This is a genomic window from Rhodoferax sp. GW822-FHT04A08 (genome assembly GCF_058801025.1).
In genome coordinates this window covers 745,573-762,222 of sequence record NZ_JBXAMW010000001.1, presented here as the reverse complement: position 1 = coordinate 762,222, position 16,650 = coordinate 745,573, and the positions used below count along the sequence as shown (strand labels likewise).

12 protein-coding genes and 1 tRNA gene are annotated in these 16,650 nt (G+C 59.1%); 3 read left to right on the top strand and 10 right to left on the bottom strand.

What is annotated here, in order from left to right:
• Positions 1-51 precede the first annotated feature (51 nt).
• The 7 genes from AC1RMF_RS03560 to AC1RMF_RS03530 all read right to left on the bottom strand — a co-directional run bounded on the left by AC1RMF_RS03560 (position 52) and on the right by AC1RMF_RS03530 (position 9,366).
• Positions 52-3,171 carry a hybrid sensor histidine kinase/response regulator gene (locus AC1RMF_RS03560; RefSeq protein WP_493139580.1) on the bottom strand — a complete coding sequence of 1,040 codons (3,120 nt, stop codon included), beginning with the start codon at positions 3,169-3,171 and terminating at the stop codon, positions 52-54.
• Between the two features lie 19 nt (positions 3,172-3,190).
• Positions 3,191-4,336, bottom strand: a complete 1,146-nt coding sequence (locus AC1RMF_RS03555; protein WP_493139578.1) for an FIST signal transduction protein — start codon at positions 4,334-4,336, stop codon at positions 3,191-3,193.
• Between the two features lie 122 nt (positions 4,337-4,458).
• Positions 4,459-6,003 carry a malonate--CoA ligase gene (locus tag AC1RMF_RS03550; RefSeq protein ID WP_493139576.1) on the bottom strand — a complete coding sequence of 515 codons (1,545 nt, stop codon included), beginning with the start codon at positions 6,001-6,003 and terminating at the stop codon, positions 4,459-4,461.
• 21 nt (positions 6,004-6,024) lie between these two features.
• Positions 6,025-6,780 carry an enoyl-CoA hydratase/isomerase family protein gene (locus AC1RMF_RS03545; RefSeq protein WP_493139574.1) on the bottom strand — a complete coding sequence of 252 codons (756 nt, stop codon included), beginning with the start codon at positions 6,778-6,780 and terminating at the stop codon, positions 6,025-6,027.
• A 9-nt stretch (positions 6,781-6,789) separates the two neighbouring features.
• The gene (lgt, locus tag AC1RMF_RS03540; protein WP_493139572.1) at positions 6,790-7,602 is read right to left on the bottom strand and encodes a prolipoprotein diacylglyceryl transferase; all 813 of its coding nucleotides are present in this window, start codon (positions 7,600-7,602) and stop codon (positions 6,790-6,792) included.
• Positions 7,603-7,677: 75 nt separating this feature from the next.
• Positions 7,678-9,027, bottom strand: a complete 1,350-nt coding sequence (locus AC1RMF_RS03535) for a murein transglycosylase domain-containing protein (RefSeq protein ID WP_493139570.1) — start codon at positions 9,025-9,027, stop codon at positions 7,678-7,680.
• 90 nt (positions 9,028-9,117) lie between these two features.
• The gene (locus AC1RMF_RS03530; protein ID WP_342617282.1) at positions 9,118-9,366 is read right to left on the bottom strand and encodes a TIGR04438 family Trp-rich protein; all 249 of its coding nucleotides are present in this window, start codon (positions 9,364-9,366) and stop codon (positions 9,118-9,120) included.
• Positions 9,367-9,466: 100 nt separating this feature from the next.
• Here AC1RMF_RS03530 and AC1RMF_RS03525 point away from each other — a divergent pair, with 100 nt between their 5' ends.
• A complete protein-coding gene (locus AC1RMF_RS03525; RefSeq protein ID WP_342617281.1) occupies positions 9,467-9,778 on the top strand; it encodes a c-type cytochrome in 312 nt (103 codons plus the stop codon).
• A gap of 68 nt (positions 9,779-9,846) precedes the next feature.
• On the opposite strand, the gene acs is transcribed toward AC1RMF_RS03525, so the two are convergent.
• On the bottom strand, positions 9,847-11,748 hold the full coding sequence (gene acs, locus AC1RMF_RS03520) for an acetate--CoA ligase (protein ID WP_342621139.1): 1,902 nt from the start codon (positions 11,746-11,748) through the stop codon (positions 9,847-9,849).
• A 246-nt stretch (positions 11,749-11,994) separates the two neighbouring features.
• Between acs and AC1RMF_RS03515 the strand changes: the two genes are divergently transcribed.
• Together AC1RMF_RS03515 and murI are read left to right on the top strand one after the other, a co-directional pair.
• Entirely contained in the window at positions 11,995-13,548 is a 1,554-nt protein-coding gene (locus AC1RMF_RS03515) for a fumarate hydratase (RefSeq protein WP_493139567.1), read from the top strand.
• Between the two features lie 17 nt (positions 13,549-13,565).
• Positions 13,566-14,399: a glutamate racemase gene (gene murI, locus AC1RMF_RS03510; RefSeq protein ID WP_493139565.1), complete on the top strand. Its 834-nt coding sequence runs from the start codon at positions 13,566-13,568 to the stop codon at positions 14,397-14,399.
• Between the two features lie 39 nt (positions 14,400-14,438).
• Here murI and AC1RMF_RS03505 read toward each other — a convergent pair whose 3' ends face one another.
• Together AC1RMF_RS03505 and AC1RMF_RS03500 are read right to left on the bottom strand one after the other, a co-directional pair.
• Positions 14,439-15,764 carry a winged helix-turn-helix domain-containing protein gene (locus AC1RMF_RS03505; RefSeq protein WP_493139563.1) on the bottom strand — a complete coding sequence of 442 codons (1,326 nt, stop codon included), beginning with the start codon at positions 15,762-15,764 and terminating at the stop codon, positions 14,439-14,441.
• A 426-nt stretch (positions 15,765-16,190) separates the two neighbouring features.
• Positions 16,191-16,267 (bottom strand) — tRNA-Arg (locus AC1RMF_RS03500).
• Positions 16,268-16,650: the final 383 nt, after the last annotated feature.

Below are 16,650 nucleotides of genomic sequence, written 5' to 3'. Positions count from 1 at the left end.
AGGTGTATCTGGTTGAGGGCATCTTAGCCCGAATCACGACGCCGTATTGCCTCATTGCCCCAAGCTGCTGCGCAATGCTGCCTGCAGCAACGCCACTTCGCCTTCAAATGGCTCCACCAGCGCCTGAACGCCAATCCGGTCACCCTGGCGTGCCATGGACTCCATGCGGGCGGCCAGCTCGCTCGCCGGTAGCGCTTCGAACATAGCCAGGGTGGCCTTGAGGGCGTGCGCCGTGTGGTGTACCGGGTCCATCGCCCCGGAACTCAGACCAGCGTGAATCTTTGCCAGATCATCGGGCCATTGGTCGAGAAAGGCCTGCGCGACGATTTCCAGTATTTCCTGATCCATGGAGCGCAGCCCGGATGCGTAATCAAACGCCTGGCTTTCCCGGAAAGCTGAGGCCGCCATACCGGAAGCCGCTGTCATGCCTTGCAGCAATTCCTGCAATTCAGACGCCTTGATGGGCTTGGAAATGTAGTCATTCATGCCAGCGGCAATACACCGCTCCCGGTCCGACTCCATGGCATTGGCGGTCATGGCAATGATGGGCACCTGGGCGGCAGGCCCAGGCAGCGCCCGAATAAGACCTGTAGCCTCCAATCCGTCCATCACGGGCATCAGCATGTCCATCAGCACCACATCGAAGGGGTGCGCCTGGATCATCTCCACAGCCACCTTGCCGTTGTTGGCAACCTGCACGTGGTGGCCCCAGCGCTCCAGCAACGCAACGGCAAGCCTCTGGTTGATCGCGTTGTCCTCCACCAGCAGGACCTGAAGCGCCCGACTGCCAGTCAGGTGGGCCTGCGCACCTGCAAGCACCGCCGGAGCAGTAGGTATCGCGCCTTGAACGCGGTCGCGATCGACACCTACGCGAATGGTGAAGTGGAATACGCTGCCACGCCCGCTCTCGCTCTCCACCCAGATCTGTCCGTGCAACGCCTGCACCAGTCGGGCCGAAATGGTAAGACCCAAACCAGTTCCACCAAAGCGTCGCGTTGTGGAACTGTCTTCCTGGGAGAAGGCTTCGAAAATACTCTTGAGTTTGTCTGAAGCGATGCCAATGCCGGAGTCACTCACCGAGAAATGCAGCATCAACCCGGCTGGGTCTTCACCGGCCATCTCCACACGCGTGACGACCTCCCCCTCGGCAGTGAATTTGATTGCGTTGCCTAGCAGATTCATGAGGATCTGGCGCAACCGTCCCGGGTCGCCCACGACAAGCCTTGGCAATTCCGGCGCAATGTCGCAGCGCATCTGCAAGCCTTTGTCACGCGCCCGCAGGGCAACCGCCTTCATGGTTTCGTCCAGCGTCTGCGTCAGATTGAAAGGAATGTTTTCGATCTGCAGCTTGCCCGCCTCGATCTTGGAAAAGTCCAGAATATCGTTGATGACCCGCAGCAGGGCATCCGCAGAGCTCTTGATGATGCCCACATACTCGCCTTGCTCCGCATCCAGCACCGTGTCCTGCAACAGCTCAGCCATGCCCAGCACACCGTTCATGGGCGTGCGGATCTCATGGCTCATGTTCGCCAGGAAGTCCGATTTGGCACGGCTGGCGGCCACGGCCTGATCCTTGGCGCGCTGCAGTTCCACTGCAATTTCCTTGGATGCCGTCACGTCGGTCAGGTACCCGTTCCAAACCCAGGCACCGTGTGGCAACTGCCCTGGGTGCGCCTCCCCGTGCACCCAAACCACTGCATTCGTTTGCAGATGCACCAGACGAAAGTCGAAGTGCTGCACCATCGCCTGCGCACTGGCAGGCCCGAGGCTTGCCTCGAAGGAGACGCGATCGTCCGGATGCACTTGCTGCAACAGCAGACGACTGTCTTGCATGACGTCTTCCGCACGCAATCCGCAGATCGCGCTGATGGCCTGGCTCATGAACGGCACCACATAAAAGCCCCTGGGGCCGAGGTAGTACTGGAATATGGCCACGGGCACCTTCTCGGTCACTTCGCGCAAACGCGCATCGGCCTCCTTGCGCTCGGTAACGTCCTGCCAGATGCCGGTAAACAAGGCAGCACCGTCGGGTGTGCGCTCGGGGTCCGGATTGATTTCGGAGCGCATCCATCGCACCGAGCCATCCGGCAGGCGCACCCGGTATTCGCCTCTCCACGGCGCCGTGTTGCGCACGGCATCTATCAGGCCTTCGCGAATGGCGGGACGGTCTTCCTCCAGTACCTGCTGCATGATCAACGTCGCGTCCTCCCTGAGGGCCTTGACGTCCAGCCCCAGCACTTGCTTCACGCGCGGACTGACAAAGGTGAACCGGTCGTAGTCCAGGCCGGCCTGCCACTGAAACACGACGCCGGGCACCGTGTTGGTGATGCGGCGCAGCCGGGCTTCGGCAGCCTTGATGTTGGACTCCATCTGCTTGCGTTCGGTAATGTCCGTGCGAATGGCAATGAAGAAGGTGGGCTTGCCGGCGTCATCCCTGAGCGGCACAAGCGTCGCGTTCACCCAGTACAGACTGCCGGACTTGGCCCGGTTGCAGATCTCGCCGTGCCAGACCTTGCCCGCCAAGATGGTGGCCCACATGCTGGCATAAAAGGAAGCGTGGTGCGTCCCGGAATTGATCAGGCGGTGCGTCTGGCCCAATATTTCCTGCCGCGAATAGCCGCTGATCTGGCAGAACTTGTCATTGGCGTAGGTGATCACGCCATTGACGTCCGTGATGCTCACGATGGCATGCTGGTCCAGGGCGAACTTCTGGTGCGCCAGATCCGTCAGCGCGGCGTGCAAATCCTTCTGACTTTCCTCCTTCTGCCGCACCAGTTCACTCATCAAAGCCGAGAGGCTTTCCAGGTTGTCGTCCACGAAGGCTGCGTCATCCAGATCGACGAACTCCATCAATCCGAGCGCTGTGGTGCGCAGGGAATCCATCGCACGGGTGCGGCTGGCAAGCTCTTCGCGCAGCTTTGCGTTGGACTGCGTCAGCTCGGCAGAGCTCAACTCCAGGCTGCGCGTCTTGAGCTCCAGATCCCGGTCGTTCTGGGCATAGGTTTCATCGACCAGGAGCAGCAACGGCGCCAATCCACGCAATATGGCGCTGGCCTCGGGAGACAGGCCGCCGCTGGAGGCCAGCCCCACCAGTTCCCCTTGAACGGACTCCCACTGCGCCTGCCCGACTCCCAGGGCCCGCCGGATTTGCCGCTCTAACAGCCTGTGCATAGTTCCTCTCGCATCATCGTCAGACCGCTTCCGAAAAGTAGGTGATCGTCATGGTCTGGTTGTGCAGTTTGCAATCCATTTCTTTGTTGAAAGGGCTGATTTCTCCGTAGGAGTAAAAGCCACTGAGCGTGGTCTGCGGCCCCAGCACGTCGGCCACGGCCACGGCCTCCACCTCTTCCTCCACCCGCCCTCCCATCACCAGTTTGCGCCCCACGCAACTCACCAGCACGGCAAGGCCAGGGCGTGCAGGGGGTGAATCCGGTAGCGCCGCCACCGCTGCAGCCACGGCGCCGTCCACCAGTCCGTCCGTGCTGGCATGCATCAACTTGAGGTAACCGTCCGGGTCAATGTCGCCAGCCAGGGTCAGGCTTCCTTCGCTTTCATTGACGCCCAGAATCGTGCGGATCAAGCCCAGCACACTGTGGTCCTTGCCAAGCATGGCAAAAGGAAACAACAGGCCGGATGCCGGAAGTGCTTTGGCATGTTCTCCCAGATAGCGCTTGTAGACCTCCAAAGCCGACTCGCCATCCAGCGCATACAGGACATTGCCGTCACTGCGGGTGACCTTGCGCGCCGGACCAAACGTGGACCACCCGCCAAACGAGCCATGCGATATGCGCAATGCCGAGCCGTAGAACCCCAGACACACAAGGCGGTCACAACTCACTCCCTGATCGTCCAGTACCCAGGTCTCTTTGAAATCCCCGCCATCGCCAGCCAGGCCGCCCGTGATGAGAACCTGCGGCCCGACCACCTGAGCGATGCCGGCCAACAGCGCACTGCCATTGATCTGCACGCCTTGTCCAAGCAACAACATGGCGCGCAATCCTTCCGCAGGCAATCCACTGGCCAGTCTTTGTCCTGCAGCGAAGGAGTCCTGCATTCCAACCAACACGGTGCTGGCCTGCTCCACATGGCAATTGTCAAATGCCAGTGCCGTCAGCACCAGGCTTGCGTCGCTGACGCCTCGCTGAGAAATTTCACCAGCCGTGGAGCAGCCGGCAATATGGGCTTGTGCAAATACCTGGCGCAAAACACTGGCGCTGTCGCGCAGCGTGGCAACACTGCCAAACGCCAGAACAACCTGTGGCTGAATCGACGCCAGTGGCGACAGTACAGCCGGCTCGGGGCATGAATGGGTGAGAACTAGCTGAGATACACGCACGGCCGCTCTCCCAATACGATTGTTTTTGAATCTTATGGCTCCCGGGAGAATAATACGCCCGAAAACACGGCACTCCGACCGACAAAAGCGCAAGCTGTTGCCGTGCCGCAAGGGCCGGTGATTCAAGCCGCAGCGTATTGCTGACGCAGCAGGTTCTTCTGAACCTTGCCCATGGCATTGCGGGGCAATTCAGCAACCAGCACGCAGCGCTTGGGAATCTTGAAATTGGCCAATGAGGCCTTGAGCTCCGCCAGAATCGCCGACGGCAATACCTGTGCTCCAGGCTTGGGAATGACAACTGCCACACCCACCTCGCCGAAGTCTGCATCCGGAACGCCTACCACGGCGCTCTCGGCCACGCCGGGCATGGCGTTGATATAGCCTTCGATCTCGGCCGGATAGACGTTGTAGCCGCCGCTGATGATCAGGTCCTTGCTGCGCCCGACGATGGTGACGTAGCCGTTTGCATCGATACGCCCCACGTCGCCGGTCTTGAAGAATCCGTCGGCCGTGAATTCCTCCGCGGTCTTCTCTGGCATGTTCCAGTAACCTTTGAAGACACTGTGGCCCTTGACCTGGATATGGCCTACTTCACCTGCAGGCAAGGCCGTACCGTCATCTGCCACCACGCGCAGATTCACGCCGGGCAGAGCCGGTCCCACAGTGCCGCCAATGCGCTCACCATCGTGGGGGAAATAAGGGTTGGAAGTCAGCATGACCGTCTCACTCATGCCGTAGCGCTCCAAAATGGTGTGGCCGGTACGGGCCTGCCAATCGGTAAAGGTTTCAATCAGCAGCGGCGCCGAACCCGAGATGAACAACCGCATGTTGCGCACGGCCTCGCGTTGCAGCCCGGGCTCACCCAACAAACGCACGTATAGCGTTGGAACACCCATGAACACCGTCGCCCGAGGAAAGTATTGCAGCGCCACACGGGGCTCAAACCGGGACATCCAGATCATCTTGCTGCCATTGAGCAGTGCACCGTGTATGGCCACGAACAGACCATGCACATGGAAGATGGGCAAGGCGTGGATCAGCACATCACCGCCCTGCTCTGCGCTCCTCCAGCCCCAGACCTTTTGCAGCACGCGCGCGTTGCTCAGCAGGTTGCCGTGCGACAGCATGGCGCCCTTGCTGCGCCCGGTGGTGCCACTGGTGTAGATGATGGCGGCAAGGTCGTCTGCATAACACTGGATCACTGCATGCTCACGCCCAAACTGCGCCGAGCGATCCAACAGCGAGCCGGTGCGGTCATCGTTGAGCGTAAAGACGTAACGTGTGCCCGCCTGAAAAGCCATCTTGCTGATCCAGCCGAAATTGCGGCCAGTGCATACCACCACCGCCGGTTTGGCATCCCCGATGAAGTAGGCCATTTCCGCACTTTGGTACGCGGTATTGAGCGGCAGGTAGATCAAACCAGCACGCAAGGTCGCCAGGTACAGGATCAGGGCTTCCACCGACTTGTCAACCTGTGCGGCAATTCGTGCGCCAGCTGGCAAGTCCAGCGACTCCAACATATTGGCCACCATGGCCGTGGCCTCTTCCAGGTCTTGCCATGAATAGAGCAGACCGCTGTCCGTCTCAATGGCCACAGACTGCAGATCCGCAGGAAACCCCTGACGCAGGGCAGCAAACAAATTGGCGTTGGGTGAAGGCGTGCTCATAGCCATGTCGGGTGAAGATGTCTAGAAAAGCGGTTTGCGTTTGGCAATGAATGCGTCAATGCCTTCCCTGTGCTCGGCGCTTGGGGCATAACTGTAGGCATAGGATACCGGAGCGCCGGAGCGTAGTGCACGCAGCGTCTGTTTGTTCAGGCGGGCTGCTTGCGGTGCCAGACCTGCTACGCGCTGTAGCAGAGATTCGCAGGCTGCGTCCAGTTCATGCATCGGCAGCACATGGGTAAGGAACCCCTGTGCAGCCATGTGCGCCGCCGGAAAGACCTCGGCGGCAAGCAGCATGGCCCGTGCCGTCATTTCACCTACTGCGGCACTCACCAAGGCGGCTTCACGCGGTGCCATGGGAAAGCCCAAACGGGCAATCGGCGCGCCGAACTTGGCATCGTCTGCTGCCAGCCGCAGGTCACAGGCACTGGCGATCTCGACGCCAGCCCCCATGCAAACCCCGCTGATCTGCGCGACGACGGGCACATCGCAAGCGAGCATGGCCGACAGGGCGCCCCACACGTCGTCTTCGTGAAAGGTCTGCAAGAGGGCCTCATCGAAGCGGAAGTCTGGATATTCGGCGATGTCCCCACCAGCACAAAAATGGCTGCCCCCTCCGCGAACCAGCACACAGCGCACGTCCGCATCCGCTTGCAATATCTCGAACGCCTGCTTCAGTTCACGCCACATCGCGCGCGACATGGCATTGAGCTTGTCAGGGCTGTTGAGAATGACGGTGGCGATGGAGCCCCGACGCTCCAGACGGATACCAGATTGCATCAGGGTCACTCAGCGCGCGCTGGCCTTTCTGCCAAAGAAGATCCATAGGCCAGCGCCCACCGCAATCATGGGTACGCACAACCACTGGCCCATACTCATTCCGAAGGATAGAAGACCGAGGAAGGCATCCGGCTCCCGGAAGAACTCCGCAATGAAACGAAACACGCCGTAGCCGAAAAGAAAGGCCGCCGCCACACGGCCTTGCTGGGGCGCGGTACGGGCGTACCACCAGAGCAGCACGAACAGCAACAGCCCTTCCATCAGGAACTGGTAGATCTGCGAAGGGTGGCGCGGCATGTCACCGGCGCCCCGGAACACCATGCCCCACGGCAAAGACGGGTCAGCCACGCGCCCCCACAATTCACCGTTGATGAAATTGCCCACCCGGCCCGAGGCCAGACCGGTTGGCACACAAGGCGCCACAAAGTCCGCCACCTGCCAGAAGGGCTTGGCGCGCGAATGCGCAAACCAGACCATGGAAGCAACCACGCCCAGCATGCCGCCATGAAAACTCATGCCCCCCTGCCAGACGGCAAACACTTCCAACGGATGGCTGGCGTAATAACCCGGCTTGTAAAAAAGGCAGTAGCCAATGCGCCCTCCCAACACCACGCCCATCACGCCGATGAAGAGAAAGTCTTCGATGTCCTTACGGCTCCACGCGGCGGCTCCGGTCATGCTCGCGTAGGGTTCATGCCTCAGGCGTCTGCCAGCCAGAAACATGAAAAGGCCAAAGGCAACCAGATAGGTCAAGCCGTACCAATGCACGGCCAGCGGACCTATTTGAAGGGCTACGGGATCAATTTGTGGGTGTATCAACATGCACCGGATTGTGCACAAGCCGCAGCCGGGCTTTCCAGAAGTGTCGCCACGCGCTGCGTAAAACCGCAGTAAAGCTCAGTTCGAGGCATAAAACATTTGCTGGTAGTGCCTTCTGGCGGCCGACACACGCAGCAGATAGTCCCGCGTTTCCGCATAGGGAAGGTTGGCGCGCAGAAAGTCAAACAACTCGTCGGGCGCCATGGCGTTGGCCTTGGCCTGGGCCTCCCCGAGCTTGCCGGTACTTCCGGTAAAGGCGCGGGACACATTGCCCGGCCCGGTGTTGTAGCCCGAAATCGCGCAGTACTCACGTGACGGCATGTTGTTGACCCCCTTGGTCCAGTAGTCAAACAGCAGCATGCCCAGGTAGGTGGCGCCCAGCTCGATGTTGTTTTCGGGGTCCATCAGGTATTCCTTGGTCGGCTTGACCGATTCACCCTTGGCCTTGCGGAAGGCCTCGACGCCACCACTCTTGGGAACCAGCTGCATCATGCCGTAGGCTTCTGCGGACGAAACCGCATTGGGATTGAACCGACTCTCCTGGTAGATGATGCCGAAGATGAGCGCAGGATCAACACCGGTCTTTTGCGCGTAGCGGTTCACCGCATCCAGAAACTTGGGGGCGATCCGGTCCGCAGTCGCGTAGTTGTTGGGGTCGGAGCGGTCACCGGCGCGTGCATCCGGACGCATATCAGCCGGTTGGCCGGGCTTGACTGGCCCTTTGGGCGGCTTGCGGTTGAGCTTGGCTTCTGCCAGACGATCTGCCTCGGAGCCAATCATGTCGATCTGCACGTAGACCACATCCACCGGATTGCCACCCACCGAGATGCGACGGTTCTGCAGCTTGTTTGCCAACAGGTAATCGGCAAATCGTTCCACGTCTTCGCGGGTCTGCATGACCTTGCGGTTCTGGTCCAGCACAAGGCTTTGCAGGAAAGGCTGTCCATCCAGAATCACGTCGCTGTCCGAAAACACGTCTGCGGACTTGGGATCTTCGGGGGTGAGCAACGCAACCACGACCGCATTGCGGACTTTGAAGGCAGCCCGTGGTTCCTGGATGTGCTCGATGCGGATGGTGGATTTTTCATAGTCCACCACGATGCGGTTCTTGTACTGCTCGGTGTACTTCACGTACTTCTTGGGACTGGGCAAGGTTTGCGCTTCCTCGCTGCCCCACTGCTTCTCGCTCTCCTCCCGGACGTTGCCAAACAGCTTGGCCAATTCCTGGCGCAACCGGTCGAAATCAGCCAACAACTGCCTGGGGTCCCGCTTGTAGGAGTCGACCTTGTTTTCAGCCATGCTGGTCAGCATGGCCTTGGGGTCTTTTGACAGGGCCAGATTGATCGCGTGCTGTGTGAGCTGCTCTGTAGAGCATGCTGCCAGTACCAAGCTGGCACCGGCCACGGCCAGCCACGCTTTGTTTTTCATGCCTCTCCCCCTGATGACAACCACCCTCCCTAAGGTGGAAGCCCTGACTTTATCTTGAGCCGTCCGAATGCACCAGCCAGGCGGCTTTGCCTATTTGCGCTTGCGGCTTTTGCTCAGGGTGCCTATGTTTTCCCGGTTCGCATCAATGCGATCATTCTTGCGCTTGATCTCTTTTTCCATCGCCCGCTTCTTGGTATAGCCGGATGAGTCTGCCCAACTCCACCAAGCTACGGCCAACGCAAAAGGCGACAGCACCCACCACCAGGAGAGATTGGCCACCGGGCCGAACTCCATGTATTTCATGACCAACAACACCAGTCCTAAGCCGACAAAATACATGGGGTCCTCCTAATCTTTCCATTCGACCGACAACACAGCAGGCAGCCGTTTGCGTCTCTACAATGCAATGGACTGACTGTAATGCAATCCAAGGGAAAACATGAAACGCTTTGGCACCCAAATGTTACTTGCCGCCGCTTGTGTGCTGCCAGCTGCGCCCGCGCTGGCAGACCTTGCCTTGGCCACGTCCAAGAATTGCATGAGCTGCCACAACATTGACAAAAAGGTGGTTGGCCCCGCCTACAAGGACGTCGCAGCCAAGTACAAGGGTGACAAAGCGGCTGCGGCGCGCCTCGCTACCAAAATCATGGAGGGCGGTGGCGGCGTTTGGGGTGTGGTGAAGATGCCGTCCAATCCGCAGGTCAATGAAGCCGAAGCCAAGAAGCTGGCCGCCTGGGTGCTGAGCCAGTAGCCTTCACCGCTTCCAGCACAAACAAAAAAGCCGCCCGAGGGCGGCTTTTTCATTGCCTTTGCACGCGATCAGTAGGTTTGTCCCAGCTGATCCAGAATGGCCGGATTTTCCAGCGTGGAAGTATCTTGCGTGATGGCTTCGCCCTTGGCGATGGAGCGCAGCAGGCGACGCATGATCTTGCCGGAACGGGTCTTGGGCAGGTTTTCACCAAAACGGATGTCCTTGGGCTTGGCGATCGGGCCGATTTCCTTGCCCACATGGTCGCGCAGTTGCTTGGCGATGGCCTTGGCCTCGTCGCCCATGGGCAGCGGACGCTTGAGCACCACGAAGGCGCAGACGGCCTCGCCAGTCGTGTCATCAGGACGGCCGACCACAGCCGCTTCGGCCACCAGCTCCGTGCAGCTTACCAAGGCGGATTCAATTTCCATGGTACCCATGCGGTGGCCAGAGACGTTCAGCACGTCGTCAATGCGACCGGTGATGGTGAAGTAGCCTGTCTTTTCATCGCGAATGGCGCCATCGCCAGCCAGGTAATACTTGCCCTTGAAATCGTCCGGGTAGTAGCTCTTCTTGAACCGCTCCGGGTCACCCCAGATAGTGCGGATCATGGAGGGCCAAGGCTTCTTGACGACCAGAATGCCACCCTGACCATTGGGCACGTCCTTGCCGGTCTCGTCCACGATGGCGGCCTGGATGCCGGGGAATGGCAGTGTGCATGAGCCAGGAACCATGGGGGTGGCACCGGGCATAGGGGTGATCATGTGGCCACCGGTTTCGGTCTGCCAGAAGGTATCCACGATGGGGCACTTGCTGCCGCCCACGTGCTTGTAGTACCACTCCCAGGCGGCCGGGTTGATGGGTTCGCCGACAGAGCCGAGCAGGCGCAGGCTGGACAAGTCGTAGCTCTTGGGGTGCACAGAGTCCTTGGCTTCTGCCGCCTTGATCAAGGAACGAATGGCAGTCGGCGCGGTGTAGAACACGGTGCACTTGTGGTCCTGGATCATCTTCCAGAAGCGGCCTGCGTCCGGATAGGTGGGCACGCCTTCAAACACGATTTCCGTACCGCCAAGTGCCAATGGGCCATAGGTGATGTAGGTATGGCCGGTAACCCAGCCGATATCGGCGGTACACCAGAACACGTCGTCGGCCTTCAGGTCAAACGTCCACTTGGTGGTGAGCGCTGCGTGCAGCAGGTAGCCGCCGGTGCTGTGCTGAACGCCCTTGGGCTTACCGGTGGAGCCGGATGTGTAAAGCAGGAACAGCGGATGCTCGGCTTCGACCCATTCCGGTTCACAGGTGGTGGACTGCCCCTTGATCACGTCATCCAGCCATTGGTCACGGCCGGCGGTCATGGCGATTTCTGAGCCGCTACGCTTGACCACAACGACGTTCTTGACGGAATCGCAGCCACCCAGGGTCAATGCCTCGTCCACGATGGACTTCAGGGGAAGCTGCTTGCCACCGCGCACCTGATGGTCCGCCGTAATGATGGCCACCGCGCCGGTGTCTTCCACGCGGTCACGCAGGGACTGGGCCGAGAAGCCGCCAAACACCACTGAGTGGGTCGCACCGATACGGGCGCAGGCCTGCATGGCCGCTACGCCCTCGATGGACATGGAGATGTAGATGACCACGCGGTCACCCTTCTTGATGCCCAGGGACTTCAGGCCATTGGCGATCTGGCTGGTCTTGTCCAGCAGTTGCTTGTAGGTGATCTTGGTGACTTCGCCACCGTCGGCTTCGAAGATGATGGCAGTCTTGTCGCCCAGGCCCTTTTCCACATTGCGGTCCAGGCAGTTATACGAGGCGTTGAGCTTGCCGTCGGCAAACCACTTGAAGAACGGCGCATTGCTTTCGTCCAGCACTTGGGTGAAAGGCACCTTCCAGCTCAGCAACTCCTTGGCCAGGCGGCTCCAATAGCCTTCGTAATCAGTCTCCGCCTCCTTGCACAGCGCGTCATACGCCGCCATGCTGGGAATGGCAGCGTTCTTGACGAACTCTGCGCTGGGCAAGTAAACGGGCAATACGCTTGCGCCTTCGGTTGTTGTGCTCATGTGGGTTGTCTCCTCGGTTGATTCAAAACTGGGCGGATGTTGGTGCCAAGCACTTACAAATGACTGACTCCATGCACTGCAATGACCTGCGTCAGCCAGCAGTGAGGTGGATTGGCTAAACTTGCAGGCTGATTGCAACTCCCCCTCTACGGTATTTCTACCATGACCACCTCCATCCGCCAAGCTGACCTGATCGAATCCGTCTCTGCTGCACTGCAGTACATCAGCTACTACCACCCGGCCGACTACATCGCACACTTGGCGCGAGCCTACGACCGTGAACAAAGTCCTGCAGCCAAGGATGCCATCGCGCAGATCCTCACCAATAGCAAGATGAGCGCCACCGGACACCGCCCCATTTGCCAGGACACCGGCATCGTGAACGTGTTCCTCAAGGTAGGTATGGACGTGCGCTGGGAGGGCTTTACCGGCAGCCTGGATGACGCCATCAATGAAGGTGTACGCCGTGGCTACAACCACCCCGACAACACCTTGCGCGCCAGCGTGGTGGCCGACCCTGAGTTCCTGCGCAAGAACACCAAAGACAACACGCCTGCGGTGATCTTTACCGAAATTGTTCCCGGCAACACCGTAGAAGTAACCGTGGCTGCCAAGGGGGGTGGCTCGGAAAACAAGAGCAAGATGATCATGCTCAACCCAGGTGACTCGGTGGTGGACTGGGTACTGAAGACAGTGCCGACCATGGGTGCCGGCTGGTGCCCGCCCGGCATGCTGGGCATCGGCATTGGGGGCACCGCTGAAAAGGCCGTTCTGATGGCCAAGGAAAGCCTGATGGACGATCTGGACATGTACGAGCTGCAGGCCAAGTCTTCCAGCGGCGCCGCTTTGACCCAGACCGAAGCGTTGCGTCTGGAACTGTTTGAGAAAGTCAATGCACTGGGCATTGGTGCGCAAGGCCTGGGCGGACTGACCACGGTGCTGGATGTCAAGATCAAGATGTACCCGACACACGCCGCCAGCAAGCCCGTGGCCATGATCCCCAACTGCGCGGCTACCCGCCACGCCCACTTTGTGCTCGACGGATCCGGCTCCGTCTACATCGATCCGCCCAGCCTGGACCTGTGGCCCAACGTCAACTGGACGCCTGACTATGTCAAGAGCAAGAAGGTGGACCTCAACACCCTGACCAAGGCGGAGGTCGCCAGTTGGAAGCCGGGCGACACACTGTTGCTGAACGGCAAGATGCTTACTGGTCGCGATGCCGCGCACAAACGCATCCAGGGCATGCTGGCCAAGGGCGAGAAATTGCCGGTGGACTTTACCAACCGTGTCATTTATTACGTGGGACCGGTCGATCCTGTTGCCGGAGAGGCCGTAGGCCCCGCCGGCCCCACCACCGCTACCCGTATGGACGGCTTCACCGAAATGATGCTGGCACAAACTGGCCTGATTGCCATGGTCGGCAAGGCCGAGCGCGGTCCTGTCGCCATCGAAGCCATCAAGAAGCACCAAAGTGCCTATCTGATGGCTGTGGGCGGAGCTGCATATCTGGTCAGCAAAGCCATCAAGCATGCAAAGGTTGTAGGTTTTGAAGACCTGGGCATGGAAGCCATCTACGAATTCGACGTGGTGGACATGCCGGTCACTGTGGCAGTGGATGCCGGCGGCACCAGCGCCCACATCACCGGGCCTGCCGAGTGGCAAAAGAAGATCGCCACCGGAGAGTTCAAGAGCATTCCGGTAACTTCTGCCTGAGACCTTTGGAACGCAACGTGGTTGACCGTCGTCCCATTGGCGTCTTCGACAGTGGCGTAGGTGGTCTGAGCGTGCTGCGCGCGCTTCAGGCCGAAATGCCTCAGGAAAACTATGTGTACGTGGCAGACAACGGCCACGCACCTTACGGCGAACGTGATGATGAGCATGTGTTGAAGCGTTCCCATGCCATCACCGACTACCTTATCGCCCAGCACGATATCAAGGCTCTGGTCGTCGCCTGCAATACAGCGACGGCTGCGGCAATCCACTTGATTCGTGCAGCCTACACGCAGATCCCCATCGTGGGCATCGAGCCTGCACTCAAGCCTGCTGCCGCCCAGAGCAAGACCGGATTGGTCGGTGTCATGGCGACACGCAGCACCCTCAACAGTGAGAAATTCCACAAGCTGCTGGAGAGTTTGCACGGTGCAGCAACCTTTGTGCTGCAACCGTGCGACGGGCTCGCCATATCGATTGAGCGATCTGATACGCGACGGATCAAGGCGCTCTGCAAGGAGTACACGGCTGCCATGGGGGCGTTTGGATGTGCAACAGGTGAAATAGATACGCTGGTGTTGGGTTGTACCCATTTCACCTTTGCGTCTCAGGAGTTGATCGCTTTGATTGGGCCGGATGTCACCTTGCTGGAAGGCGGCGCTCCAGTCGCTCGGCAAACCCGGCGTCTGCTAGAAAAGCCATTGCAAGCCGCCAACATTTCGTCATCTGGCAACGAAATATCAAACAGCCCTACGATCCAGTTCTATTCCACCGGAGACACCCTTCTAATGGACTCCGCGGTACGGCGCTGGCTTGGCAGCGAAAGCAAGACACAACCGCTCTCTGTCGGCTAATGCACTGTGCACGGCCCTCTCCGGTTGCCGTGAAATTGGTCAAGCAGCCAGACTATCGACCATTTGGCGCGGCCAGATGCGCGCCCACAAGCGCTCAACCTCCGAATTACCCCGCAAGGCGGCTAGGCGCGGATCATCCCTTGACCATGCGAACTGGGGAACGCCGCGCTCGCATGCATCTTGCAACAATGCAATGGCCTTCTCCGGCTCACCCAGGGCGAGGTAAACAGGTGCAATGGACGCTGAGGGTTGCGGCAGGTTGGATTTTTCAATGGCACCCAGCACATCCCTGGCCTCCTCGTGACGCCCCGCGTATGCCAGCGCGTACGCTAGCGGCGTATGCATCAGCGGTGTGTGGGGGGCCAGTTCCATCGCCCGCCAGCCAAAGGAGACAGCCTCATCGTGCATCCCGTTTACGGATGCGAGAATGGACGCAATGCCCTGTGAGTTGTCAACCGTCGGAAAACGTTTAGCCAGATCAAGTGCCACTTGCAAGGCTTCCGCATTGTTTCCTGAAAACATGAGATAGAGCGCCAAAATCGAATTCACCGCATGGCTCACTGAATTGAGCTCCAGCGCGCGGCGCATCATCGTTACTGATTCCTCATGCCGCCCGGCTGCCTGCAGTACCCAGCCCCTGAACATATTGCTCACCCAGAAATCCGGATCAATGGCCATGGCGCGGTCCAGATCCTCCACTCCACGCTCACAGTCGCGATCTATCATCACCCGTACCCATCCCTGAATGGCCAAAGCAGACGTGGACTGGGGATCAATATTCAACGCGGTCTTGGTGGCCTCTTTGGCCAGCCAACCCGCTTCGCGTGGAGGGCGCAGGGAGCGCAAGGCCTGCACAATGCGGATTTCAGCCAAGGTGGCCCATGCCGCCGCAAAGGACGGATCCAGGTTGATGGCCAAGCGTACGGCATTGGCTGCGGCGTCAATATCTTCCACCGATTGCCGGGCCAGGAACTCCCGCGCGCTCATAAGTGCAGTGATTGCGCCAGGGCGGGCCGAATGTGTCAGTGCGTTCAGTGAAGAAGACTCTTTCATCGTTGTCTCCCGGATAGCTGCCGTGATCCGAAATCCCGAGTTGTATATGGTCTCAACCACCTCGGGCCCACCCGAGGACTGCATGGCCACCCTTAACCGGTAGACGGTGCGGGAAACACTTTCATCAGATGTCTCATTGGTACCCCACACCTTGATCATCACCTCTTCCTTGCGTACGATTTTTCCGCGTGCCTCCAACAGGGTATGCAACAGGCCCTTTTCCTTGGGGGGAAGATGGATCGGTTGTCCGTCGCAGACCAACCCGGCATGCAGGTCGAATGTGTAATTTGCGAATTTGTACAAAATGGTCATAGTTCCGCAAAGCGCTGTCGCTTCCCCGCTTGTGAATTGTCTGAAGTGCAGAACCGGTAAGGCGCGACACCTGTCTCGGTTCTTCGGTTCGGAACTATCGCGCGCCTTGGTTGTTTTGGGAGGCTTCTTTGTACTGACGCGAACAATTGCGGCAATTTCTGTACAAACGACGTCAGATTCTTCGACGAATTACCACTGTCAATGATTCATATTGATTCAGCGTCGGGGGCTTTTTCGGCACATTTGATCGGCTCTCCAGCGCCAAACCAGTCAATTTCTGAAAATTTGATGAGTGGACTGAAAATGCTCCAGCGAACCTTCTGTGGCTATATGCGGTGCTGAATGGGGAGATTTGTGCCCGTAGATCCAACGCCTGGCGTTTGCAGTACACATTGGGAGGTGACAGAGAGCATAGGCAGTAGCCAATGGCCAGCCCGACTGGACTCGAACCAGTTACCCCGAACTTAGAAGGTTCGTGCTCTATCCTGATGAGCTACGGGCTGTTTGACTTGGGATTTTACGTGGAAGTCACGCAATACAAGCCTTGGGAGGCGCATCAAACAAAAGAGCCAACGGGACAACTCCGGTTGGCTCAAAAATAATGGTCGGGGCGGCGGGATTCGAACTCGCGACCCTCTGCTCCCAAAACTTACCAGCAATTGAAGTCTATCAGGAAGTTAGCAGCATTTCTCTCTAACGGCTTGCTGCGCTTTTATACCAGCTTCGCCGGGCGTCACAAATCATCGTTAGAGGCTTCTGTGCCCCCCCCTGCCCCGGTAAGTGACCGTCGATGCAGTGCCCTGGGCGGCGGTCCACGGCATGAAATCACGGGAACCACCAACACGCTTAGGTATGCTTTAAAGTCTCAACAAAATACAGGGAGTAC